Raw genomic sequence first — 23944 nt, forward strand, 5'->3', positions numbered from 1 at the left:
TTCTCTTATTTATTATGCTTTACCAGAAAGCATTCCGTACATTGTCATAGGTTTAAGAGCATATACTTTCATTAACCAGAACACCCATCTCTCAACTAATGGATCAAGTGGAAATGAAGGTGTAGGTTTAACAGTCCAGTCGAACTCAGCTAACATAACCGTACCGATATCTGTAATCAGTGGACAAACCGTGTATCCTTCATATTTAGACTTTAACTGTCTTCCTTCCATCTTAGCTATTAGATTATCTACAAGAACTTTATATTGTTTTCTTACAGAACCACCTGTTTTACCCATTGGAACAGCTGCAATATCACCAAGAGCAAATATGTTTTTGTATTGAACGTGTTGAAGAGTTTCTTTATTTACAGGTACATATCCGGCAGCCGAACCTAAATCAGACTCTCTTACTTCTCTTGGAGCAACCATTGGAGGAGAAATGTGTAAAAAGTCGTATGGAACTTTTATTCTTTCGTGTTTTGCAATAACTTCATATTCTTTTAAAACTGGATCCCACTCACCTTTTTCTTGCCATTTAGAATCAAAGATAGCCATTTTGTTCTCAAGCTCAACACCTACAAGGTTATGTCTATAATGCCATTTAAAATCTTCTCTTTTAAACTGTTCTATAATAGCGTCATGATATTCAGGAACACCGAACATTGCTCCACCGTTAGGATAAAATGTAAGCTCTGCATTTTCTCTTGCACCGGCTTCTTTAAGTCTAGAATTTGTTAAGTACATGATTTTCTTTGGAGCACCACCACATTTAATCGGTGTACTTGGATGCGTAAAAATAAATTTTGTTTTTTTACCGGATTTTGCCTGTGCAACATACTTTTGCATTTGTTCCCAAGTTTTAGTAGCACCTTCTGCGGTATATATAGAACATACACCGCTATCGCCTAAATGCTTTAAAAGTTTTGAATTATCACCAGTTGAATAGCCACGACCTACTGCCTCTAAACCTTCAATGCTCTCCCAGTCAAGTTGTACACCAGTCGCAATAATCAGATAATCATATTCAACTTTCTGGCCTTTAGCAGTAGTTACAAAGTTCTTTTGAGGAGTAAAACCTATAACTTTATCTTCGATTAGTTTTACACCGGAAGGTACAAAATCATCTCTGTTGTAAGCGATATCACTCTCATCCCAGATACCGGCACCGATTAGTGTCTGTCCCGGTTGGTATGATACTGCTAATTTTTCAGGTTCAATAACCGTAATATCAGGATCTTTAAGATTCAATGTTAATCTTGCAGCAGTAGACATACCAGCAAGTCCACCACCAACGATTAATATTTTGCCTTTTGCAGCAGAACTAACTTTCTTCTCTTCAGTTGCAGCTTCAAGGCTGCTAGTGCCGCCAAAAATAAACCCTGCACCTGAAATACCGGCTAATTTCATAGCGTCTCTTCTGCTCATCCCTTTTGAAGATAAATCCTTGTCCATCTCCGATAACATATTATTAAGATATTTATAATCCATACTTATCCTTTTATTCTTTTAACTTATAATTAACTGTACATTATCGTAATATTTTTAAATTTCGGACTTAAATAAAAGTATTTTAAAAAAAAATACTAAATTGTGATAAAATTGTTACATTAATTCACTATAGTGTAGAATCGTAACAATATTATTTATTAGATATTACTATGTAGTGCTTAAGACTTTATTAGCCCCAAAAGAACATAAACATTCTTTTTTTCATCAATATAAAATGGTATTGTATACCCCTGATTTTCTATGTCTTTTATATTTTCATCACCAAAATAGATGGATTGTTTATACTTCTTAACCTTAGTGTGCATATTGACTATGATTGTATCAAGATAGAGTTCAAAACTTCTCGCATTGGCTTCGTCTTCTTCTTTTAAAACTCTTAAAGTCTCTTTTAGTTGCTCTTTATAGAGATTTGAATATAGTATATTCATTCCGGGATAATAGGGTGAAAATTCACCCTTATTATCAATGTAATTATCTAATTCTTTATGTAACTGTAGTTTTATATTCTGCATGTTTTAATGAGGAATGTTATTCCTCGTCCTTTTTTTCTGTTTCTTCTTTTAATGGGTTTCCGTAGATTTTATCTACTTTTTGAGAAAGTGAATTAATTTGATCCATAGCATCTTCGTATATCTCTACTTTTTCATCAGATTCTTCTGCATCTTCTGCACTAAGAGAAGCTTTTTTCAATGTCTTTTGTATTTTATATGCTTTAAACGGCATACCGTAATTATAAACGATTTCACCACCCATTTTACCTTGAAGAAAAGTTGTTCCTGTTACAGCGATAAGTAAAATTACGGCAAGTGCCTCAAGAGCAAATTTTTTCATCTTACAACCGACTATGCTTAAAATAGCAACGATGCCCATTGCTATTGCCAGATAAAGCCCTAAAGTCTTGTGTTCTAATAATTCATGTTTGCCCTGCTCGCTTAAATAATTGTATATTAACGGTCCTGCTTCATTCCCGGTATACCAAACACCGATCATCGCTAGTGCCGCTATAAGCGTAACACGAGATGAAATTTTAGACATTCCTTCAGTTCTTGTAAAAAGATAAATAACCCCAAAAACTGAAGCAACTAATGGTAAAACCATTGCAAAGTGAACCGTAGCCGGATGTAGCATCATAATAACTCCTTGTGTATCATAAAATTATCACATTATAACATCCAATTCAAAAAGTTTTTTTAAATATTTATTTACAATTGTAATAATATATTCTTGGTTTTAACAAAAAACAAATAATATAAAGTGATATTTTTGTGATGACCTATATATAGTTTTTATTAAGAGTGTAAAATAAATAATTTTTATTATTCTGTATTATACTTTTCATTTGATTTTCAAATTATTTATTTGCCTAAAACTTTTGCAAAATTAGATTGATTCAGGTGTAGTTTTATTTCATATAAATCTATTATATTCCCTTAATTATGGACTATTTTCGATGTAAACCTAGTCATATTTGTATTTGAATTATAAATTCTATTAATCACAACTGCATCAAATATGGAGTCTATTATAAAAGTATTTATTATAATTATAAGTATAATTTTTCATTAGACTGCAAGGCTACTCACTTTGTAAGCTATAAAGTAACGTTTTATGTCAAATTGACTATTACAAAGATGTTTTTCAGTTAATTTAAGATTTCTCTGTTTATAATAATCACATAAATTTAATTATTTGAGGTTTCAAAATGAAAAAAATCATTCTTTCTGTATTACTAGCAAGTATTACTTTATTTGCAGCAGATAGTGCAGCGAACTATAGACCAGGTCTTTTACTACCACCAAACGGTCCAGCAATCTATAAACAAGAATGCGCTTCATGCCATGGTGAACAAGGTGAAAAAAGTGCTTTCAAACAAGCAGCATCAGTAGGCGGCAAAATTTCCCCGGCAATCGCTGGCATGGATACTGCTAAAGTAGCAAAAGATTTAAAAGACTACAGATACGGAAGCCTTGACAAGTATGGGTATGGTGCTCTTATGAAAAGTGTAACTGCTGATCTTTCTTGGGATGAGATTGACGCTGTTGCTGAGTACGTTCACGGTCTAAAATAGTTTAAGTATATATGCTGAATCTCTCAGCATATATCTTTCTTCTTTACAACAAACTAACACCTAATCTTCTTCTTTTTTAAAGATAGTACTTGCTTACTCCGCTCATAGTAGAACCCATATTTAAAAGTAACATATCCGCAATAACAAGTGCGGCCATTGCCTCACAAACTACCGTTCCTCTTATGGCAACGCATGGGTCATGTCTGCCTTTAAGTGAGAAATCAACCTCTTCATTTACAGTCGTAACAGTATGCTGAGTCTTAAAGATAGATGGAGTCGGTTTAAAATATACATTCATAACTATATCTTCACCGTTAGATATTCCACCGAGTATTCCGCCTGAATGATTAGATTCAAAGCCGTTTGCCCTAATCTCATCATTATTCTCAGAACCTAGAGATGAAGCACTAAGGACACCGTCTCCAATTTCAACGGCTTTAACAGCATTTAGTCCCATCATAGCATCTGCTAAAACTCCGTCAAGTTTATAATAAAGAGGCTGACCCAATCCAACGGGAGCACCTTTTATTACAACTCTTGATACACCGCCTACAGAATCATGATCGTTCTTAGCTTTTAAAATCGCTTCTTTTTGCTCTTCTTCTTTGTTTGAATCCAAAGCATAAATAATACTGTTCTTTGCTTTTTCATAATCAAAGGCTTCAGCTTTGATACCTGCTACTTCACTGATACCGCTTAGAACTTCAATGCCCAACTCTTTTAACATCAGTTTTGCAACTGCGCCTGCTGCAACTCTTGCAGCTGTCTCTCTGGCAGAAGATCTGCCACCGCCTCTGTAATCTCTGATGCCATACTTGTGGAAATATGTAAAGTCAGCATGTCCAGGACGAAACACATCTTTAATATTTGTATAATCTTTTGACTTTTGGTTTGTGTTGTAAATAACCATTGCAATCGGTGTGCCTGTGCTTTTACCTTCAAATACACCACTTAAAATCTCTACTGCATCTGCTTCTTTTCTTGCTGTCTCAAACTCGCTCTTTCCCGGTTTTCTACGGTCTAACTCACTCTGTATGTACTCTTCATCAATATCTAAACCGGCAGGAACACCATCAAGCAGACAGCCGATTGCTTTTCCATGCGACTCACCAAAGGTACTATAACGCAATTTCATCCCAAAACTATTCAATTATTTTTCCTTCTTCAACATCTCAACAGCTTTCTTTGCAGACTCTTGTTGAGCAATTTTTTTACTTTTACCAGAACCCCTGGCATACTCTTTATCTTCTATCATAACCGCTACTTCAAACTCTTTCTTATGGTCAGGTCCGCGACTGGCTACAACTTTATACTCCGGTGTTATACCGAATCTGGCTTGCGTCAGCTCTTGAAGAGTCGTTTTAAAATCTCTAAAGAGTGAATCTAGAGATATCTCTTTATGATTCTTTTCTATAAGATCAATTGCTATCTCTTGAACAACGCTCAGTCCGGCTTCAAGATAGATGGCTCCTATCACAGCCTCAAAAGCATTTGAAAGAAGGGATGACTTCTCCCTTCCTCCGTTGTTCTGTTCTGCATTTGAAAGAAATATATACTCTCCCAAGTTTAAAGATCTTGCAAGTTTGTCAAAACCTGTTTCATTAACCAGAGATGCTCTTATCTTTGAGAGTTTTCCCTCATCAGAGTTTTTGAACTTGTTAAAAAGATACTCCCCTACAATAAGGTCTAAAACAGCATCACCTAAAAATTCCAATCGCTCATTATCGTAGGGCTGTTTATAACTTTTATGTGTCAGCGCTTCGATAATGAGCTTTTTATCTTTGAATGTGTATCCTAAAGTTTTTTCTAAACTTTCTATATTCTTATCCATATTTTCCTCATTCATTCTAATGAATCTTTTACTTTTTGTGCCTCATCTCTTGCAAGTTGGTCACATCTCTCATTTTCTTCATGTCCATCATGTCCTCTAACCCATATAGCGTTTATCTTATGTCCCTGTGAAGCTTCTATGTACTCTTTCCAGAGATCTGGGTTTTTAACCTTTTTAAAATCTCTTTTAATCCAGTTTACCAGCCACTCATTTATACCTTTTACAACATATGATGAATCTGATATGATATCTACTTCACACTTCTCATTTAAAGCCCTAAGACCTTGGATAACAGCGAGTAGCTCCATTCTGTTATTGGTAGTATGAACTTCAGAGCCTACTATTTCCTTCTCTTTATCACCGTATCTGAGAATTACCCCGTAACCACCCGGTCCAGGATTTCCTAAAGCACTTCCGTCACTGAAAAGAGTTATTTTCTTCACTAAAATCCCTATGATAATCTTTACTCAAGCTAAGCTCTATTCGTGATGTATCAATAGCATGGCAACTGCTGCATCTGTTAAAAGCAAACGGATAAACTACTTTGCAGTTGTCACATATATATTCAAAGCTTAGAGTTGCGTTTGTATTTTTCTTTAGGTTTATCAGAACGTCCAGTTCGAAAATAGAACTGTTTGCTGCCATCTTAACGTCACCGCGGGCAGTATATAGCTCCCTTAAGTAGCCATTTTGTGTAATTATATCTAAATTCAAATCTTTTTTATCTACATGCCATAATATATCTGTGAGTATCTCACTCTTTGAGCTGTCAAAGTTTTCCCATGCTTTTTTTGGGCTGACACTGAACAGATACTCAAAAACCATATATGTAAGTTGATGATCTTTTTTATATGTCTCAATGATTTTATCTACTTTTTCATCTGCAGGTATATCCGCATCATTCAAAAGAGCCAAAAGTTTGAGATAAGAACTATCTCTTTTTATATCTTTATGCAACTCATCAAGAGGTTCTAAAACATCAAGGGCAAGACCATACTCTCTCATATGCTCATAAACTAAAAGCAGATAATGAAGTGCCTGCGGCGTCCTTGGATTATTTTGCAATATTTTTAAAAATATCTCTTTTGCACGTTCAAGAAAACCGGCCTTAAAGTAAGTACGACCAAGCAGAAAAAGTGTATCTCTATAGTTCTCTTTATCTCCTACTTTTAAAAGTTCATTATAAATTTCTATGCTCTTTTCATAATCACCGTTTTTAAAGTAAGAGTGAGCAAGAAGCATCCATGATTTCTCAGACAACTCACCTTTTGTAATAAGGACCTTAAGCTCACTTTTTGACGGTAGAGAACGAAACTGTCTTAAAAATCTGTCTAGGTGTCTATAGTCTTCTTTTGCTCTGAATCTCGCCAGCCAGTAAGAAAAAAATGCAATTATAAAAACCAGTACAAAAAATATGATTATGCCAAAAAGCGGATCACGAAACTCTATGAAAAAGGTATTCATCAACTACTCATAAACGACTATTCCGTAGTCGTTCTTAAGATTGTAAAATGTTGAATTTGCACTAAAATCAAGGTCTTTTATCTTCCCGAGTTGTACAATGGAATTTTTGCTTACCTTGATGCCAAACTCTGTAAAAAACTTTTTGATGTTTACAAACTTTACATCCTGTACAAACTTATATTCAAACTCCTTATAGAGCTTCATCTTTTCGTAAGAAAAAATATGTTCATTTACATGAAGTCTATCCGATGCATACTTGATTGGAAGATATCCTGAGAGATCTGTCAATATGTTTTCTACGTACTCATGTTTTTTAGGAAGAGTGTTTTTTTGAATGAAAATATACTTGTTGTTTAGTTTAATATTTGGGGTATCTCTCCAGTATTTATAGGCCGGATTTGAAACTCCAAGCTTTGAGGAGACCTCTCTCCAGAGCCAAAAAGAGTTGAGTGTATTTGGTAAATGCGACATCTTTTTGACTCCTTAAGAGTAGGATTTTCTTTATTATATAATTTTTTCTTAAATAGTTTTATTAAAGGTAGAGTTTTAATGATATAATAATTTTTATGAATTTAACAATTATTGAAGAAGAGGTATATAAATTTAACAGAGAATTTTTTTCTGAAATCTCATATACTACTGAAGAGTGTTTAGACTTTATTGAACAAAATTATCTTCATACGCCTAAAGAAAACTATACGATAGTCGGTGAGTTTCTAAGCAATACACTAAGGAATTTTCGAATCTTAGACTCAACATTTATGAGTCAAACTCTAAAAAAAATAAACTCAGACGTAAAATATCTCAAAACTCTATATGATGTGACCATAGAAGATTCTAGGAATATCAAAGATATTTTTGAATCAGAATTTATTTCCTCATCTGCTTCTTTTTCCAATTTTGCCAAAGAAATTATAAAAGTTCAAAATATCAGAAACCCAACGGATGAAGATAGAAAAGAGAAAAAGAGAGTATCTGCACTGCTTTTAGAGTTAAAAGAGGTATATTACAAAACTTTTCAAGAGATTTTTAAAGATGACAAAAAATATTTTTTAGAATCTTTAATGCTCTGTCTTAACTCAAAAATATACTATCTTGATAAATTGCTATGGAGTGAAGCTTCTGCCTCCATGGTTATAACAAAACATTTTCAAGTGCTTAAAATCAAAAACAAACTTAATACTAGAGACTACCTTCTCTACACAACCGGTCTTATGCGGCCGTACACCAAAGAATACAGGTACTTACAATCTTGTCTGAGGATTTATAAATGAGTCAAACTTCTAATTATACTGTTGATGATATAGAAAAATTTCTGCAAATAAACAAAGATGCAGAGAATGAAGAACAAAGCAAAAGCCTGAGAAAACTTCTTAGTGTACAAAATAAAATATCAATCTTCAGAGGAATTGAACCTGATGAACTCAAAGCTATAGTATACAATTTAAAATTTGTAAAATTTAAATTTAAAGATTATATCGTAGAACAAAATGATGTAAGTGAAGAAATATTTTTTATCATCGACGGAGAGTGTCAAGTCTTTCATAACAAGAAAAAAGTAGGCGGACTCAGAGCAGGTGAAATTTTTGGTGAGGCAGGAGCCATCTTTAAATCAAACAGGAATGCAAGTGTTGTCTGTGCTTCCAAAGAAGCTACACTATTGTCTTTTTGTATAGATGATAACAATATGGAATTTTGTGCGCCGGCATTAGCTACACTATACAAAAACTTAGCATCTGAGATAAATGCTAAGCTTGAAGAGATAAATTTCGAATTTATTAAAAAATAGCCGTTACTACTTTTGTAACAACAAAACCGCCTATAACCAACCAAACAAACATAGCACCTGCAGTATAAAGCGGTGCAAGACCTAACCCTTTAAATTTTGAAAAAATAGTTCCCATACCAAGGGCGGTCATAGCCATTGTTAATAAAAATGTATCTATTTCATTTATAACACTAACTATGTTTTGAGGTACAAGCTGTAGCGAATTAAACCCTGCCATACCTATGAAATAAACAGCAAACCATGGAATCACAAGTTTTACGGCACCTGTTGCATCACCCGTTTTTTTAGCTTGCATTGAGAGATAAATCCCAAGAGCAATAAGCATTGGTGCAATCATAATAACTCTAGTCATCTTAACAATAACTGCCGAATTTGCCATCTCAGCAGGAGCGCCTACAACAGATGCGGGAACTGCAACAACCTGAGCAACCTCATGGATTGTTCCACCTACATAGATACCAAACTCTTGAGGTGTCATATGTAAAAATCCAGTCGCCGGTTCTATTATTGAAGCATAAAGAACCGGATATAAGAACATTGAGATAGTACCAAAAAGAACGACCATAGAGACAGCCACCGCTGTTTTGTGTCCTTCTGCCTTTAAAACCGGTTCAGTTGCTAAGACTGCAGCTGCACCACAAACAGAAGCACCGCTGGCAGTAAGCATCGCCGTATCTTTTTCCATTTTAAAAATCTTATATCCAAGATATGAGCCTAAGATGAATGTAGTACTGAGCATGATGAGTGAAACCATAAACCCGCTCATACCAACATCTGCAATTTGCTGAAATGTTATACGAAATCCGTAAAACACTATGGCAAAACGAAGTATCTTTTTGCCTGAAAACGTTATACCTGTACCCCACTCACTCGGAACATTGTTATGCAGTGTGTTTGCATAAAAAATCCCCATAACAATACCTATAACAAGAGGTGAAATACCCAATGCTTTTACGGCGGAAATATCTGCAATCATAGTTGCTGCCGCCGCAAAAATAGCAACAAATATGATTCCAGAGACAGTGCCTTTTCTATTTTGTTTTGAAAATGCCATTCAAATCCCTATCATGATTTTAAAAAGGCAATTATAGCTAAAACTTATTTGCCTTTATTTACTTAATGACTACTTCCATCTTGGTTCTAACCCAGCTTTCTTTCTCCTTTTCAACATTTTGCGCACTTTGAATCATAATCCTGTTTGCAGATATATTTTTTAAACTGACTAGATACTCTTTTAAAAGTTCTGCCCTTTTACTGGCTAAAATTTCAAGTTCCTGAAGGACTACCACTTGCATCTGTGTTATCTCTTTGATTAAAGTATTTTGATATGCTCTTTTTAACGCATCCCCTTTGTAAGTCTTTTCAAGAGCTTTTTCTATATCACTGACTTTTTTCTTTGGAGCTAGTTCTTTATATATATCTTCAAGTAAATCTATATTCATAGAGTTTTGCTGCTCTTTTTTATTTTTAACTCCACTTTTTTTCATCACTGCTTGAATCAACTTTTGTTGTTTTAGCGCCCAGGCATCTTGTGCTTCATCATATTGCGGAATTATTTTTAAAGATATTCTTGGTCTTTTTATCATAAGTTTTGAGATATTATCAAGTTTTTCTTTTTCAGGTGGAAGGATTAGCATCTGTCCCGGTTCAAACTCTACAAACTCCAATTGCTCACCGTCTAATCCCATAATAGCACCCAAAAATTTAAACGGAGATGCCACTGCTTTTACTATCAAATTGGCAAAGGTTTTCCATACAAGAGCACCATACTTAAAGTCAGGAGCATCTACATTTCCTTCCACTGGCATATTGATATCTATTATTCCATCACTGTCTTCTAAGAGAGCAATAGCAAAACCAAGAGGTAAGGAAGTCGTGTTTTCATCCTTTAACTCATCTCCCAACTCTATATTTTTAACTATTATCGAGTTCTTACCTAAAAGTTCAGAATCAAGTATCTTATATCCTAGATCTAAGAACAATTTTCCGCTGTCAATCTTATAGCCTGCAAAACTAGCACTATATCCGCTTAAAGAGTTAAGATCCAAATTTCTAAAATTAAAATTGAGGTCCGTATAGAGTTTTGGATTAGAGCTGTCAATGGAGCCCAAGAGTTTGGTCGAACCATACTTGTCTATCTCTCCTACAATATCAACATAACTCACTTCACCCGGTTGAGAGGAAATAGAATAAACAACACCGTTTAAGTCATGTATATCAGTTCTAAACTCAAGAGGAAGAGAGAGGTCGGCAAACTTGGCACTTCCGGATGCTACATTCAGCTTCATTATCTTAAACGGAAATTTTGTAGCATTATCATCTTCACTTTTCGCTACTTTTGTCGTATCTGCGTCACTTTGAACTTTTGGTGCTTTTGATAAAGTTGCAAAATTCATAGTCTTACTTTTATCTATAAGAGCATTTACATAAAAACCATTTACATCCATCTCATTTACAAATGCTCTATCCGGAAACATCTCATAATCAAAAGACTTAAGAGCCATATTGTTAAAAGACAGAAGCGTTGAGTTGTCTCTTGAATCATTTAAGAAAAATTCATCAATATCCAGACGACCGTGAACTTTTAAATCAGCCTCTTTAGAACTTTTTGTATACTCAATCTTTGTCTTTAGATTTACATTACCGTCGTTTAGTTTTAGATAGAGAGATTTTTCTATGTATGGACTAAACTCTTTTAAAGAGATTTTCTTTAGCTCAAATGTACCTTTTTGTTTAAGCGGGGTATGTCTGACTTTACCCTTTGCTTTTACATAACCTTTAGAATTAAGTCTCGCAGAGAACTTATAGTTAAACCAGGTTTTTTCTTTTGAGTCTATGTTGTAAGCATTAAAATTGATTCTGTCAAGCTTGCTTCTTAGAGTAGGTTTGAGAGTTTTGTCATTGAAACCGACTTGGGCAGACTCAAGAGCAAAATGTTTTAGCAAAACTCTGTAATCTGGTTCATTTGTTGTTTGCTTAGTAGATTTCTTTTTACTTCTACTGTTCGTCTTTTTAGCAACAACAAGATTATCTACATTAAGTTTTCCATCTCTGTAGAGCCCTGTTTTTATGTTTAGACCGCTAAGTGCTGTTTTTTCAATATTGACTCTTTTTGACTTTGTATCGAGATTTAAGCCGCTCACACCAAGGTTTGTAAAATATACAATTCTTTCTCCCGTACTTCTCTTATCTATAGCAAGTTTGCCGAGATTGAGATTAGCGTCGCTTACATTTACTTGCATCTTGTTTTCTAAGGATAAAACACTAACGTTAGCTTCAAAATCAGCTCTGGCTCGTTTTAATTTTATATCATAAACACTTAGTGCATCTCTTGCTGCCTCATCTATATAGGGACGGAATCTGACAAGATCCAAATCGCTACATTTTGTATAGCTCTTTATGTTTAAAATGTCATGTTTTATATCACCGCTAGAGTTACATACGAACTCTTCATTCAACCTCAAATTCATCTTATAACTAAGCGGCTCTTCACCTGCTAAAGTAACATTTTTCAGATATAGGTTAAAATCATTTAGCCTTGTGGTTACGCTTGGTTTTACGCCGTTATCATCAAAACTGACTTTAATCTTCTCAAGCGCAATATCATCTACAACAACGTTCCAAGGTTTAGCGGCTTCTTCTGTCTTGTTTTCTTGTTCAGATGCACCCCCTTCCTGTTTTGCAAAGTTTGTTTTAATATACTCCATCCAGTCTATATTTTTAGCTTCATCCCGTTTTACTTTTACATCCAGAGAATTAAGAGCCGCCTTTGCTATATGAACATCCTGCCTCATAGGTTTAACACTAACATCCATAACTAACAAATGCTCAAGATTAAGAACATCTTTATATTTTTGTTTTGGTTTTATCCTTAGATTATCAACAGATAGACTCAACACATCTATCGTTGTTGAGTCTAAATCATCAAGATTAAAATAATATTGCGCGCTAAAGCCAATTTTGCCATCTGCCACTTCCAGATTTAATGCATCCTGCATATACTTCCACTCAGTATATAATTTACTCGCCTCAAAATCTATACTGCCTTTAACTTTGAAAGGTTTAAAACCTATAATTTCACTTTTAATATCAAAAAAACCGCCGTTACCTAATGAGGTATAAAATCTAAAAGTCGCATCACTGGAGTTAAAATCTTTTGTATCTATATCTTTTAGTTCAAAACCTATTCGATTAAATGATAAGTCAAAGGGTGTTTCATGTGTGAAGTCTTCATACTTAATCTTCCCATTTATTATAGCTACTCTATCTAGTATAACTCTTGGCATTTTAAACTTTGAATCACTCTCTTTTTTAACTTCTTTATCTGTTTCTTTAACTATAGACGCTAAATTTATTGATTTATCTTTTTTGTAGATTAAAGTTATCTCCGGCTCTTCTAAAGCAATGTTTTTTATATGTATGGCTTGACGAAACAGAGAATGAGGTTCTAGATTTATTATGATTGATTTTAGCGAGATTAGATGAGAATCTCTTGCATCTGTCAGTTTTATCTTATTTAGTTCCAGACTAAATATAAAAGGATTGAAGAAAACACTCTCAAGAGATATTTTTGCGTTTGTCTCTTTTTGAACTATCTCTACAAGCTGTGATTTTAATACTAAAGGGAGAACGATAAAGCCTAATATAGCATAGGCCGAGAGTAAATAGATTACTATCTTCTGAATTTTTTTTAACATGACAGACTCCAAGAAGTTATCTTCTTAAAGTCTATCTTATTGCACTTTAAACTAAAATTACGTGTTTAGCATAATTTTATTTAGCACCTTTAACAATATCTGCTCTTGGGAATACAAAAGTAGATTTTCTAAGTACCATTATCTTATCTTTATGTTTCGTTGCGTATGCACGGATAGTAATAGGAATAACCGTATCTTTTCTATCATTATCTACGAGCATCTCTTCAGTTCTAAGGACAACTATCTTTTTCTTTTTTATTCCAGGAACAGCCGTAAACTCTCTAGTAGGTTTGGCAATGGTAATCTTACCTTCCATACCTTTTGGAGGAATAACGTCAAAATAAAATTTCATCTTTTCACTCTGGGTATTTTGAAGTAAGAACTCATATGCATTGTCAACTCTGACTTTACCGTCTGGCATCTTATGAACAGAGTAAAGTCTAGTCTCTTTGTTGATATTTAAAAGCATATGTTCTTTCGTGCTTCCCATCATCCCAAGGATAACCATAATAGCTACAAGCAGAGCACCGTAAGCCAAGACTTTTGCACGGAAATATTGAGTTTTACCTTTTTGATCTACAATTTCATAATCACTTGACCAAGTAACCAGAGACGGACGTCCTAGTTTACCCATTACCGTTGTACAAGCATCTACACACTCTAAACAGTTTATACACTCTAGCTGAAGACCTTTACGGATATCAATGTGAGTAGGACAAACTGTTACACAACTCTCACAAGCTGTACACTCTGCATGAGGTTCTTTTACCTGAATATCTTTTTGTTTTGTAAAAAGTTTATTGTGATGCTCATCATAAATATGACCGCCTCTATGCATATTATAAAGTGCCATAACTGTATGATCATCATATAAAACTGACTGAATTCTAGAATAAGGACAAACATAAACACAGAAGTCTTCTTTTAAAAAGACTATATCATATACCAAGAAAAGTGTAATCCCGATAATTGTACCAAACAGAGTCCAGTGCTCAGTAGGATTAGCCAGATAAGTAAAAAAATCTTCCGGTGGAACAAAAAACCACATGAAATCAGCCGCTGCTATAACAGCAAGAGCAGTCCATAGTAAAACAGCGACTACTTTCTTAACCTTATTTTCCGGTTTTGTCATATCAGGTTCAAGCTGTTTGTTCTTTATACGTTTGCGAAGACCCAAAATCTTCGTCTCTATCAAATCTCTGTATATAACACGAAAAACAGTCTGAGGACATACCCAGCCACAAAATACACGACCGCCGACAACCGTCATGCCAAATATTCCTAAAAACATAAGCATCAGTAAAAACGGCATCAGATATAATTCTTGCATATCAAACTGTATAAAAGCAAGGTGTAACTTCAACTTATCAAAACTTAGCAAAAAGAAATGATTTCCATCTACTGTTATCCACGGTAAAACTAAAGCTATTACGGTAACTATAATATATAGATAATAGCGTTTAATTCTCCACGGCATCGGTATTTCTATACCGCTAGTCTCTTTACTCATATGAACTCCCAATATTTGTAAGTAATCGCATCTTAGCATTACTTCAAACTTGTCATAATTTTGTCAAATTATATCAAATAATAGTTGAGTTTTAAATTAATTTATTATTATAACTATTATAATAATAGCAAATGGTGAGAAAGTAAGCGTTTAGCTTACCTCATCCACCATGTTATCTAGGTGATTAAATAGTTCTTTTGAATTCTTCTCAGCGTTTGAGAATGCATTAATAATTTTCTCCGCATTTTCAACCAATCCTGATGCAATTAGTTCAGGTACATTTCTTACATTTTCATGTACCGCTTTGTGAGGCGTGTCTATTTTAGAATATGAAGGAGTACCTGAGAAGACATCTTTTCCTGCACCTGTATACCATTTACCAAATCTACAAGTTGTATGTTGAGAGAAAGTATGAGTGCTATCATTTTTAAAGACTGACTCATAACCGCCAAGTTTAAATACGATGTGATCTAGTTTTGCAAGATTTACAAACATCTCATTGGATATTTTTTTATTAGAGTATTGAATATCATGCGCACCGTCAACTAAAGCGTGTAGACTCTCATTGAAAGTATTTAGTTTTTCCAAAGATGTAGAAACTTCGCCGTCCATAACTTCAGAAAATTCTTGCATTGCTGCAGAATTTTGTTTAAGCAGATTGATATTGACTTCTACTTCACTTGTAGCTTTTTGTGTGCGCTCGGCAAGTTTACGAACTTCATCGGCAACAACGGCAAAACCACGACCGTGCTCACCTGCACGGGCAGCTTCTATGGCAGCATTAAGAGCGAGCAGGTTTGTCTGGTCAGAGATATCTTTGATTAAAGAGATAACACTTGTAATCTCACCGACGCTCGTGTTAAGCTGATCAGAGTTTTCTCTACTCTCATGCATTTTATGAGAAATATTTTCCAAAGACTCTCCCATTTGAGCTGTTGATTCTTTTACGTCATCTACGGTATGTTCAGTGTTTGCATTCTTCTCATTGATTTGCTGAAGAGATTCCATGTTTCTTAAAAGGCCCTCTTGAACCTCTTTTACACCTATAGTCGCACCTTCGCTGAGAAGATCGGTAAGAGCTAGTGTCAATCTGTTTTTCTCTAATTGTATGTTGCTTTCTTGAGCGTGTTTTTCAGAGGCTTGCAGGCTTTCATTTGCATTCAATATTGCTTCGTGAGCCGTTTGCAAGGTATGGTTTGCTGCTGCTTGGATAGAAGCAATCTCATCATTGCCGCTTGTTGTAATAACTTGAGAAAAATCTTTTGAAGAAATAATATCATCTAGTTCTTCTTTAAACTTTGAGACTCTTTTTGTTAAACCGTTAGCGACAACACCGCCAAAACCTATGACAAAAATAACTACTACGATATTCTCGATTATGCTTAAGTTCATACTCCATGTTGCAGCACTCTTAAGTCTGTCTACTTCTTTTAATATCCCTTGCGCTAAGTGATTTTCGACTTTTTTTAGTAAGTTTATTTTTTGTGTTATGGTATTAAACCAATATGATGAATCAACTCCGAAACCGCCATTCATGTTTGCCACACCAATAGCTCTCATTCGTTTTACTTCTTCTATAGGTTTACCCACTAATGTAGCATCGCAAAAATCAGCGTTTTCCTTTGAAGCTAAAAACATATATCTTCTCATGTAAACGTCTTGCTCACTCATAAGCTTAATAAACTTAGCATAAAAACCTGGAGGAAAAGAGTCTCTTGCAAACGTTCCAGTCATTACAGCTCTCTCTATCCCGGCTCTCTCTTTAGAGTAAAGATAATTTGCAAAAGCATTCAGAGATGTACTCATCTTTTGGTCTGAACTCATCTTTGCAATATATGCGATTGTGTCTAAAAAAGCCGAGTTCATAGGAGTGTAATAACCTACGGCATCAGATATTTTATATTCTAAAGCACTGATTTTTGCTCTTTTTTCTTCTATTACGGCCAATCTGCTCATGGCATCTGACATCTGCTTTTGCATCTCTTGAGGATATTTAGAAAAATCCATAGTCTTATAAAATGCTTCCATCTCTGCACGAGTAGCATCTGTGTCTTTTCTTATGTTAGGCAGTTCCGTTACAAACTTTTTACCTTCTGAACCGATAAAACCTGCCGATGCACCACGCTCTTTTTGAGTGTTGTGTATCATAGCACTTATTTTAGTTGCAAGAATCGTCGCCTCTTCTATCTTCTCAAGCTCAGATACTTGATTGTAGCTTTTAATGGTAGCTAAACTAAGTAGTATGAATATTATGATGGTTGGTATTGCTACCATCAAAAGCATCTTTAATTTTATTGACATATTATTTAACATGATTATTTCCCCCTTGTTGTAATCGCCTATTCTATGTGTACTAATATATCATTAAATAAGAATATATTATTTGTCCCAAATCAATTGTCCTCAGATTTGGACAACTTTTATGCACTTTGCTTAGTCTAATGTTTCAGATATAAACAAAAGGCTTTTTTAGGTTCTAGTTTGGTAAAATGCACATCAATATTTTAATATAAAAGATTTTTTTATCATGACAACAAAAGATTATATTTTAAGCACTATCAAAAAACGTCCACTAATTATTGACGGTGCAATGGGAACTCAACTTCAGCAACGTGATGACAAAATCTCTAAAGAAGCTTGGGAAGGTAACGAGGGTTGTAATGAACTTCTAAACGTTACGGCTCCAGAAGTCCTAAGCGAGATTTTTCATGCCTACCTTACAGCGGGCGCCGACCTTATCACTACAAATACTTTTGGCTCATTTTCATGGGTCTTAGATGAGTACCAGATAGGAAATCGTGCTTATGAACTGACAAAATCCGGAGCAGAGCTTGTAAAACAAGAGTGCCAAAAGTTCTCGACTCCAGAGCATCCGCGCTTTTGTCTGGGTTCTATAGGACCCGGTACAAAACTTCCATCACTCGGTCACATAACTTATGATGAAATGTACGCAGGTTATACAGAGTTTTGTTTAGCTCTGATTGACGGCGGAGTAGATATATTCTTACTTGAAACTGCTCAGGACCCGCTTCAGATAAAAGCTGCTCTTCACGCTTGCCAAGAAGCTTGCCGTCAAAAAGATGTAGAAATCCCTATAATGGTATCTGTAACAATAGAACTAAGCGGAACTATGCTCATAGGTACAGATGCAAGTACAATCGCTACAATCTTGGAACCTTTTGACATCATATCTCTTGGTTTTAACTGCGGAACCGGACCTGAACAGGTCTTAAAACATGTAAAGACTCTAAGTGAAGTTTGGCACAAGCCGATAAGTGTTCACGCAAATGCAGGTCTTCCGCAAAACCGCGGAGGCTATACTCACTACCCTATGGGACCTGATGAGTTTGCGGACAAACAAGAAGCATTTTTAGATCTTGACGGTGTAAGTTTTCTGGGCGGATGTTGTGGAACTACTCCTCAACACATCCGTGCACTTGTCAACAGAGTTCAAAACACGACTCCAAAACCAGCATCCGGAAGCCATGAAAACTCTTTGGCATCTCTGTTTTCAACAGTGCCTCTGATGCAAGAGCCTGCTCCGCTTCTAATAGGAGAGCGCTCAAACGCTACAGGTTCAAAAGCATTCCGTGAGCTTCTTTTAGCCGAAGACTACGAAGGAACTCTAAGCGTGGGTCAGCAACAAGTTCGCGCAGGAGCTCACGTAGTAGATGTCAGTGTCGGTTTTGCTGGACGTGACGAGACTAAAGACATGCAAGAGGTCATGAGCATGTATGCTCAAAAGATATCTCTTCCTCTTATGCCAGACTCTACCCAGACAACAGCACTTGAGACAGCACTAAAGTGCATCGGCGGTAAACCTATCATCAACTCCGTAAACCTTGAAGACGGCATAGAGAAGTTTGATACTGTCTGTCAGCTTGCTAAGAAATACGGTGCCGCTCTTGTCTGTCTTACTATCGATGAAATCGGAATGGCTAAGACAGTTGAGAGAAAACTTGAAGTTGCCGAGCGCATCTATGAGTTAGCTACTAAAAAGCACGGCATTAAACCTGAAGATTTGGTTTTCGACCTTCTCACATTTACACTCGGTTCAGGTGATGAAGAGTACCTAGATGCAGGTATTAACACCATAGAAGCGATTCGTGAACTGCGCAGACGTCATCCCGAAGTCGGAGCGACGCTTGGTCTTTCAAACATCTCATTCGGACTTGATAAAGATGCAAGACCATACCTAAACTCAATGTTTCTGCACTACTGCATCGAAGCAGGACTGACATCGGTTATCATCAATGTCAAGCACATCATCCCTATCAACAAGATAAGTGAAGAAGACCAAGAAATCTGTAATAATCTCATCTTCAACAAAAAACCCGAAGCTGCGGCTCTGTTTGAATTCATCGAGCACTTCAGCACAAAAGAAGCAATAGACACGGATGCAGAAGATGCCAGCTATCTTGCGATGAGTGATGAAGAAAAGATTGCAAAACTTCTTATGGATGGTGACAAAGAGAGAATGATTCCTCTTGTTGAAGAAGCTAGAAAGACAATAGCACCTGAGAAAATCGTAAATGAGATCCTTATAGATGCCATGAAGATTGTCGGTGAGCTTTTCGGTTCGGGTCAGATGCAGCTTCCGTTTGTTCTTCAAAGTGCAGAGACTATGAAAAAGACGGTCGATTATCTAAACCCTTACCTTCCAAAAGTAGAAAAAACAGTAGATACTACTTTAGCACTCGGAACGGTAAAAGGCGATGTTCACGATGTCGGTAAAAACCTTGTAGATATCATCCTCTCAAACAACGGCTTTAAAGTTGTAAACCTCGGTATCAAAGTCGAACTTGACGACTTTATACAGGCTATGAAAGACGGACATATAAGTGCATTCGGTATGAGCGGACTTTTGGTTAAATCTACACAGGTCATGAAAGAAAACTTGGAGACATTAAAAGCAAACGGCATCGATATTCCCATACTTCTTGGAGGGGCAGCTCTTACCCGTTCTTTCATAGATGACTTCTGCCGTCCTTTTTACGGAGGCCCTATCTTTTACTGTAAAGATGCTTTTGACGGTGTGACTGCTATGAGCCGCATCGAAGCAGGTAATTTTGATACAGACCTTCACGGTAAAGATTCTGAGGAAAAAGTTGTTAAAAAGAAAAAAGAGATTGTCATCCCGCCGTTTGAAGAACTAAAGATGCCATCTCGTGATGTTAAAGTCCCGACTCCTCCGTTTTGGGGAAGACGTGAGATGAAACTTACACCTGCGCAGATTGAGATGGCATTTGAGTGGATAAACCACAAGATACTTTTCAAATCCCGCTGGGGTTACAGCTCAAAAGGTATGACAAAAGAGCAGTACCAAAAACAGGTTGATGAAGTAATCATGCCTGCTTATGAAAAACTAAAAGCTCAGTTTCTGGATGAAAAACTGTTTGAACCTACTATCATCTACGGTTACTGGCCATGTCGTTCAGACGATAACACTCTTCTTATCTTTGATGAGAGTGAAGGTTATAACTCCGATGACGAAATCAACACCGAGCATCTGGAACATGTTATGGGAAGAGCAATCAAACAATTTACCTTTCCAAGACAGTCTAAAGCGCCTCATCGTGCACTGAGTGACTTTTTCCATCACGACAGACATGACGTTATAGCGCTAACATGTGTTAGTGCAGGTGCAAAACTAAGTGATGCAGAGCGTGAGATATACGACAGAGGCGACTATACGGAGTATTATCAGTTTCATGGTCTTGGAGTCGAGTTAGCTGAAGCGTTAGCAGAAATAGCTCACAAACAAATCAGACTTGATTTGAATATTTCAGAAGGTGAAGGCAGTAAACTTAGTGATGTTCAGATGAATAAATATCAGGGAAGCAGATACTCGTTTGGTTATGCGGCTTGTCCTGATTTGGAACTTAACCGCCCTCTTTTTGATCTTTTAAGACCTGAGGAATTTGGGATTGAACTGAGTGAAACTTTTCAAATTCATCCAGAACAATCAACAAGCGCCTTGGTTGTTTACCATCCAAACGCCACATATTACAATGTATAAAAAGAGATAGTTCAAGTGTCTCGGGCTTGAATATCTCTTTTAATGGGATATTCTACTTATGAATAATGTGAAAAAAATGTAAAAATTGATTCTATCTTCTTCTATAACTAAGTGCTTCTAAAATATGTTCTTTTTTTACTATCTCGCTTGCATCTAAGTCAGCAATAGTACGCCCTACTTTTTGAATCTTTTTTATGCTTCTAAACGTGAGTGAAAATCTGCTCACCGCCATATCCAAAACATCTTGTGCTTCACTCTCTAAGATGCAAAACTTCTCAACATCCGCATCGCTTAGTTTTGCATTGAAACTCTCTTGTCCTCTTTTTTTTGAAAAGATATGAGCTTCAACCACTTTGCGATGCAGCTCTTTTGACGTAAAGCTCGGCTTGTCATCTGCCTTGACGTTTTGCATAACTACATTCATATCTATTCTGTCTAAAAACGGGTCTGATAGTCTGTTTTTATATCTTTGTATTTCCATCTCATTGCATCTGCATTCGAGATGCTCGTTTAAAAGATTTCCGCACGGACACGGGTTCATTGCCCCGATGAATAGAAAATCACTTGGATACTCTACTTTTGAGTTTACTCTGGAGATTCTGATGCGGTTATCTTGCATCGGTTCTCTTAGAGCTTCAAGTATGTTTTTGGAAAAGTGAGGCAGTTCATCGAAAAATAAAATACCCCGATGTGCCAAACCTACTTCACCTATCATAGCTTTATGTGAACCGCCTCCAAACACGCTGGCAAGGGTGGACGAGTGGTGAGGTGAACGCATGTTCCTATGAGGTTTAAACTCTGGTTCTACTAACTCTAAAGCTTGAAGTTTCGCTACATCGAGTATCTCGTCTGATTTCATGGGCGGCAAGATATATCTAAGCCTTTTTGCTATCATACTTTTACCGCAGCCTGGAGAGCCTTCAAAGAGAATGTTGTGAAAGCCGACTGCTGATATTAACGCAGCTCTCTTTGCGACCTCTTGCCCCTTTACATCGCTGAAATCTTCATCATAATCATTTACGTAGTAATACTTCTCTCCTTTTATCTCATAATGCGGATATGCAATATCTGTCTGTTCTATATTTGGAGTTATGCTCTCTTGGTTTTTAAGCACTTCTATCGCATCTTGCAGATTCTTCACGCCGTAAAATTCTACACCTGGAATCTTAGAGAGTTTTTGCAGACTCTCATATGGAACGATAGCTTTAGAGATTACTTTTTGGTTTGCCAAAGATAACATAAGCGGATAGAGTTGGATGTTTTCCTTCACACTTCCATCAAGGCCAAGCTCACCAAAAACAAACCACTCACTCAAATCATCTTCGAGGTAGTCAAGTGCAACCAAAAGTGCGATGCTAAGGTCAAACTGACTGCCCTCTTTTTTAACGTCGCTCGGAGCAAGATTTATCGTGATGCGTTTTGGAGGAAAAGAAAACTCGTTACTTAAAAGTGCAGACTTCACACGCTCTTTCGCTTCAGTAATAGATGCAGATGCGATGCCAACTATGGAGAAAGATGGTAAACCTTTCGTAAGCGTAGACTCAACATGCACAACTTTAGCATCTATACCTTCGTATGTAGCACAGGAGACTTTTTTCATGATGTTTTTCCTTTTAACACTCATCTTTTCTTTAAGAATAATATGACGTATTTGATAAAAAAGCAAAAACAATTGCATTTTGTCATATTTTTTAATAAATTTTCATTTTTAACGATCATTTAACTTGATGATTATTTATATTAATTAAGGTTATTTTATATACAATGATGTTGAATAAATAGTTATACAAAATACAAAGAATATGAATGAATGTAGAGACCATACATAAACTAGCAAAAGATTTAGTGGAAGAAAACTCTAAATTAAAGACAGTAACTCATTTTCAAAATGTCATAACAGCATTAAATAGTGTAGTCACTCAAGCAAATCAACCACAACATCAAACAAATTTAACGACATATTTAAATAATTTGTATAAAGCCACAGGAACATTATGAAGAAAAAAATAATTTTAACAATTGCTTTAAGCCTCTTACTTATTAGTTGCTCAAGTACGGGGGTTATTCCTATGAGTCAAGACTCATACTTTATTGGTAAAAAAGATGGCTATCCTGGAATTGGAGTATCGCTAAGTAATAAAGCAGAAGTTTATCAAGAAGCAAATGCTTTTTGTATAAAAAAAGGTCTTGAAGTAATGACATTAAGAGAAACACTCATTCCTGCTGCACCAGGAAGACTTGGTTCTACTGAATTACATTTTAAATGTGTAAAACAAGGTGGCACTGCTCAAGCGCTTGAAAAAGATGCAGACACTGTTATTAAAGTCAAGTAACAGATAACTATAAAAAGTACATAACAAGAACTTGGAGAGAAATACGAACCCAAAGCGCGGGTGAGTATTTCTCAAGACAGTCGTTATCAAACCAACACAGAATTTCTGATACTCCTGCTCAGCCGCCAAAAGTGATTCACTTTTTTCAGCATTAGACTCTACTGCGTAGTTTTCTGATTCCGTTTTCGCTCTATCTGCCTTTGATACATAACGTTCCTTAGAAAAATTCTTTAACTTTGCACGGAGATGTTTATCATTCTTCTTTTATACGTTCAAATAAAAATGGTAAAATATAATTATGAACATACATACGAGGTTTAACAAGTGAGTATATTTGCCCTACAATCACCTGCGGGTGGCTTTTTAGATGAAGATTTAAAACGCTTTAATAAAGAGTTTGATGACTGGTGTGTTCAGTTTGACAGCTTTGAAGATGCTAATATTGTTGCACAAAGTCTTGACAAAAAAAGAACTGCAGATGTTATTGAGATTACACCGCTTAGTTACCCGAAGTATTTTTTTCACACTCTAAAAGGAATCATCCACGCAACAAGACAGATCGAGGATAAAATCATTTGCATTGTTGAGCCACATATGGGTCAAAACTTTCGCATCGCAGTATGTGACTTAACTACAAAAAATGTAAGAATTACAAATACCAGCTATAAAAATGTATTAAGCGTAGAAGGTGCATTTGCACATTTTGAGATATAATTTACTGCAT

At 35.8% G+C, this 23944-nt stretch carries 20 protein-coding genes and 1 pseudogene; 7 read left to right on the forward strand and 14 right to left on the reverse strand.

What is annotated here, in order from left to right; all coding sequences use genetic code 11:
• Nucleotides 1-12: 12 nt before the first annotated feature.
• The 3 genes from ABYK18_RS08700 to ABYK18_RS08710 all read right to left on the reverse strand — a co-directional run bounded on the left by ABYK18_RS08700 (nucleotide 13) and on the right by ABYK18_RS08710 (nucleotide 2640).
• Nucleotides 13-1488, reverse strand: coding sequence for an NAD(P)/FAD-dependent oxidoreductase (locus tag ABYK18_RS08700; RefSeq protein WP_373036279.1), 1476 nt, complete (start codon nucleotides 1486-1488; stop codon nucleotides 13-15).
• Between the two features lie 179 nt (nucleotides 1489-1667).
• The gene (locus ABYK18_RS08705; RefSeq protein ID WP_373036280.1) at nucleotides 1668-1937 is read right to left on the reverse strand and encodes a hypothetical protein; all 270 of its coding nucleotides are present in this window, start codon (nucleotides 1935-1937) and stop codon (nucleotides 1668-1670) included.
• Nucleotides 1938-2037: 100 nt separating this feature from the next.
• Complete coding sequence (locus tag ABYK18_RS08710; RefSeq protein WP_373036281.1) at nucleotides 2038-2640, reverse strand: DUF2231 domain-containing protein; 603 nt, start codon at nucleotides 2638-2640, stop codon at nucleotides 2038-2040.
• Nucleotides 2641-3211: 571 nt separating this feature from the next.
• Here ABYK18_RS08710 and ABYK18_RS08715 point away from each other — a divergent pair.
• Complete coding sequence (locus ABYK18_RS08715) at nucleotides 3212-3577, forward strand: cytochrome c (protein ID WP_373036282.1); 366 nt, start codon at nucleotides 3212-3214, stop codon at nucleotides 3575-3577.
• Nucleotides 3578-3653: 76 nt separating this feature from the next.
• Here ABYK18_RS08715 and aroC read toward each other — a convergent pair whose 3' ends face one another.
• Genes aroC through ABYK18_RS08740 form a run of 5 tightly spaced genes read right to left on the reverse strand, consistent with a single transcriptional unit; the run spans nucleotide 3654 to nucleotide 7343 of the window.
• Nucleotides 3654-4727, reverse strand: a complete 1074-nt coding sequence (gene aroC / locus ABYK18_RS08720) for a chorismate synthase (protein WP_373036283.1) — start codon at nucleotides 4725-4727, stop codon at nucleotides 3654-3656.
• Nucleotides 4728-5408, reverse strand: coding sequence for a ribonuclease III (rnc, locus tag ABYK18_RS08725; RefSeq protein WP_373036311.1), 681 nt, complete (start codon nucleotides 5406-5408; stop codon nucleotides 4728-4730).
• Nucleotides 5409-5419: 11 nt separating this feature from the next.
• The gene (rnhA, locus tag ABYK18_RS08730) at nucleotides 5420-5851 is read right to left on the reverse strand and encodes a ribonuclease HI (RefSeq protein WP_373036284.1); all 432 of its coding nucleotides are present in this window, start codon (nucleotides 5849-5851) and stop codon (nucleotides 5420-5422) included.
• Nucleotides 5826-6872, reverse strand: coding sequence for a tetratricopeptide repeat protein (locus ABYK18_RS08735; protein ID WP_373036285.1), 1047 nt, complete (start codon nucleotides 6870-6872; stop codon nucleotides 5826-5828). The genes rnhA and ABYK18_RS08735 overlap by 26 nt, the downstream gene beginning before the upstream one ends.
• A gap of 3 nt (nucleotides 6873-6875) precedes the next feature.
• A complete protein-coding gene (locus ABYK18_RS08740) occupies nucleotides 6876-7343 on the reverse strand; it encodes a hypothetical protein (RefSeq protein ID WP_373036286.1) in 468 nt (155 codons plus the stop codon).
• Nucleotides 7344-7438: 95 nt separating this feature from the next.
• Between ABYK18_RS08740 and ABYK18_RS08745 the strand changes: the two genes are divergently transcribed.
• The gene (locus ABYK18_RS08745) at nucleotides 7439-8146 is read left to right on the forward strand and encodes a hypothetical protein (protein WP_373036287.1); all 708 of its coding nucleotides are present in this window, start codon (nucleotides 7439-7441) and stop codon (nucleotides 8144-8146) included.
• Entirely contained in the window at nucleotides 8143-8661 is a 519-nt protein-coding gene (locus ABYK18_RS08750; RefSeq protein WP_373036288.1) for a cyclic nucleotide-binding domain-containing protein, read from the forward strand. Before ABYK18_RS08745 ends, ABYK18_RS08750 begins: the two co-directional genes overlap by 4 nt.
• Here ABYK18_RS08750 and ABYK18_RS08755 read toward each other — a convergent pair.
• The 4 genes from ABYK18_RS08755 to ABYK18_RS08770 form a co-directional block, all read right to left on the reverse strand.
• Nucleotides 8651-9715: a YeiH family protein gene (locus ABYK18_RS08755; protein ID WP_373036289.1), complete on the reverse strand. Its 1065-nt coding sequence runs from the start codon at nucleotides 9713-9715 to the stop codon at nucleotides 8651-8653. The two genes, ABYK18_RS08750 and ABYK18_RS08755, sit on opposite strands and share 11 nt — an antisense overlap.
• A gap of 58 nt (nucleotides 9716-9773) precedes the next feature.
• Nucleotides 9774-13358 carry a DUF748 domain-containing protein gene (locus tag ABYK18_RS08760; RefSeq protein ID WP_373036290.1) on the reverse strand — a complete coding sequence of 1195 codons (3585 nt, stop codon included), beginning with the start codon at nucleotides 13356-13358 and terminating at the stop codon, nucleotides 9774-9776.
• Nucleotides 13359-13434: 76 nt separating this feature from the next.
• Entirely contained in the window at nucleotides 13435-14868 is a 1434-nt protein-coding gene (gene ccoG, locus ABYK18_RS08765; protein ID WP_373036291.1) for a cytochrome c oxidase accessory protein CcoG, read from the reverse strand.
• A gap of 150 nt (nucleotides 14869-15018) precedes the next feature.
• Nucleotides 15019-17181: a nitrate- and nitrite sensing domain-containing protein gene (locus ABYK18_RS08770; protein WP_373036292.1), complete on the reverse strand. Its 2163-nt coding sequence runs from the start codon at nucleotides 17179-17181 to the stop codon at nucleotides 15019-15021.
• Between the two features lie 214 nt (nucleotides 17182-17395).
• Here ABYK18_RS08770 and metH point away from each other — a divergent pair, with 214 nt between their 5' ends.
• On the forward strand, nucleotides 17396-20887 hold the full coding sequence (gene metH / locus ABYK18_RS08775) for a methionine synthase (protein ID WP_373036293.1): 3492 nt from the start codon (nucleotides 17396-17398) through the stop codon (nucleotides 20885-20887).
• A gap of 91 nt (nucleotides 20888-20978) precedes the next feature.
• Here the strand turns inward: metH and ABYK18_RS08780 are convergent, their stop codons facing one another.
• Nucleotides 20979-22487 (reverse strand): YifB family Mg chelatase-like AAA ATPase, encoded by a 1509-nt coding sequence (locus tag ABYK18_RS08780; RefSeq protein ID WP_373036294.1) that lies wholly within the window; start codon nucleotides 22485-22487, stop codon nucleotides 20979-20981.
• 206 nt (nucleotides 22488-22693) lie between these two features.
• Between ABYK18_RS08780 and ABYK18_RS08785 the strand changes: the two genes are divergently transcribed.
• The gene (locus ABYK18_RS08785; RefSeq protein WP_373036295.1) at nucleotides 22694-22885 is read left to right on the forward strand and encodes a hypothetical protein; all 192 of its coding nucleotides are present in this window, start codon (nucleotides 22694-22696) and stop codon (nucleotides 22883-22885) included.
• Nucleotides 22882-23220, forward strand: a complete 339-nt coding sequence (locus ABYK18_RS08790; protein ID WP_373036296.1) for a hypothetical protein — start codon at nucleotides 22882-22884, stop codon at nucleotides 23218-23220. The genes ABYK18_RS08785 and ABYK18_RS08790 overlap by 4 nt, the downstream gene beginning before the upstream one ends.
• Here ABYK18_RS08790 and ABYK18_RS08795 read toward each other — a convergent pair.
• A pseudogene (locus tag ABYK18_RS08795) lies at nucleotides 23140-23472 on the reverse strand (DUF2986 domain-containing protein); the annotation flags it as partial. The gene ABYK18_RS08790 and the pseudogene ABYK18_RS08795 sit on opposite strands and share 81 nt — an antisense overlap.
• Nucleotides 23473-23544: 72 nt before the next feature.
• Here ABYK18_RS08795 and ABYK18_RS08800 point away from each other — a divergent pair.
• Nucleotides 23545-23934 carry a hypothetical protein gene (locus ABYK18_RS08800; protein WP_373036297.1) on the forward strand — a complete coding sequence of 130 codons (390 nt, stop codon included), beginning with the start codon at nucleotides 23545-23547 and terminating at the stop codon, nucleotides 23932-23934.
• The last annotated feature ends 10 nt before the right edge of the window (nucleotides 23935-23944 follow it).

Source organism: Sulfurimonas sp., from assembly GCF_041563495.1.
In the GTDB taxonomy this organism is placed as follows: domain Bacteria; phylum Campylobacterota; class Campylobacteria; order Campylobacterales; family Sulfurimonadaceae; genus Sulfurimonas.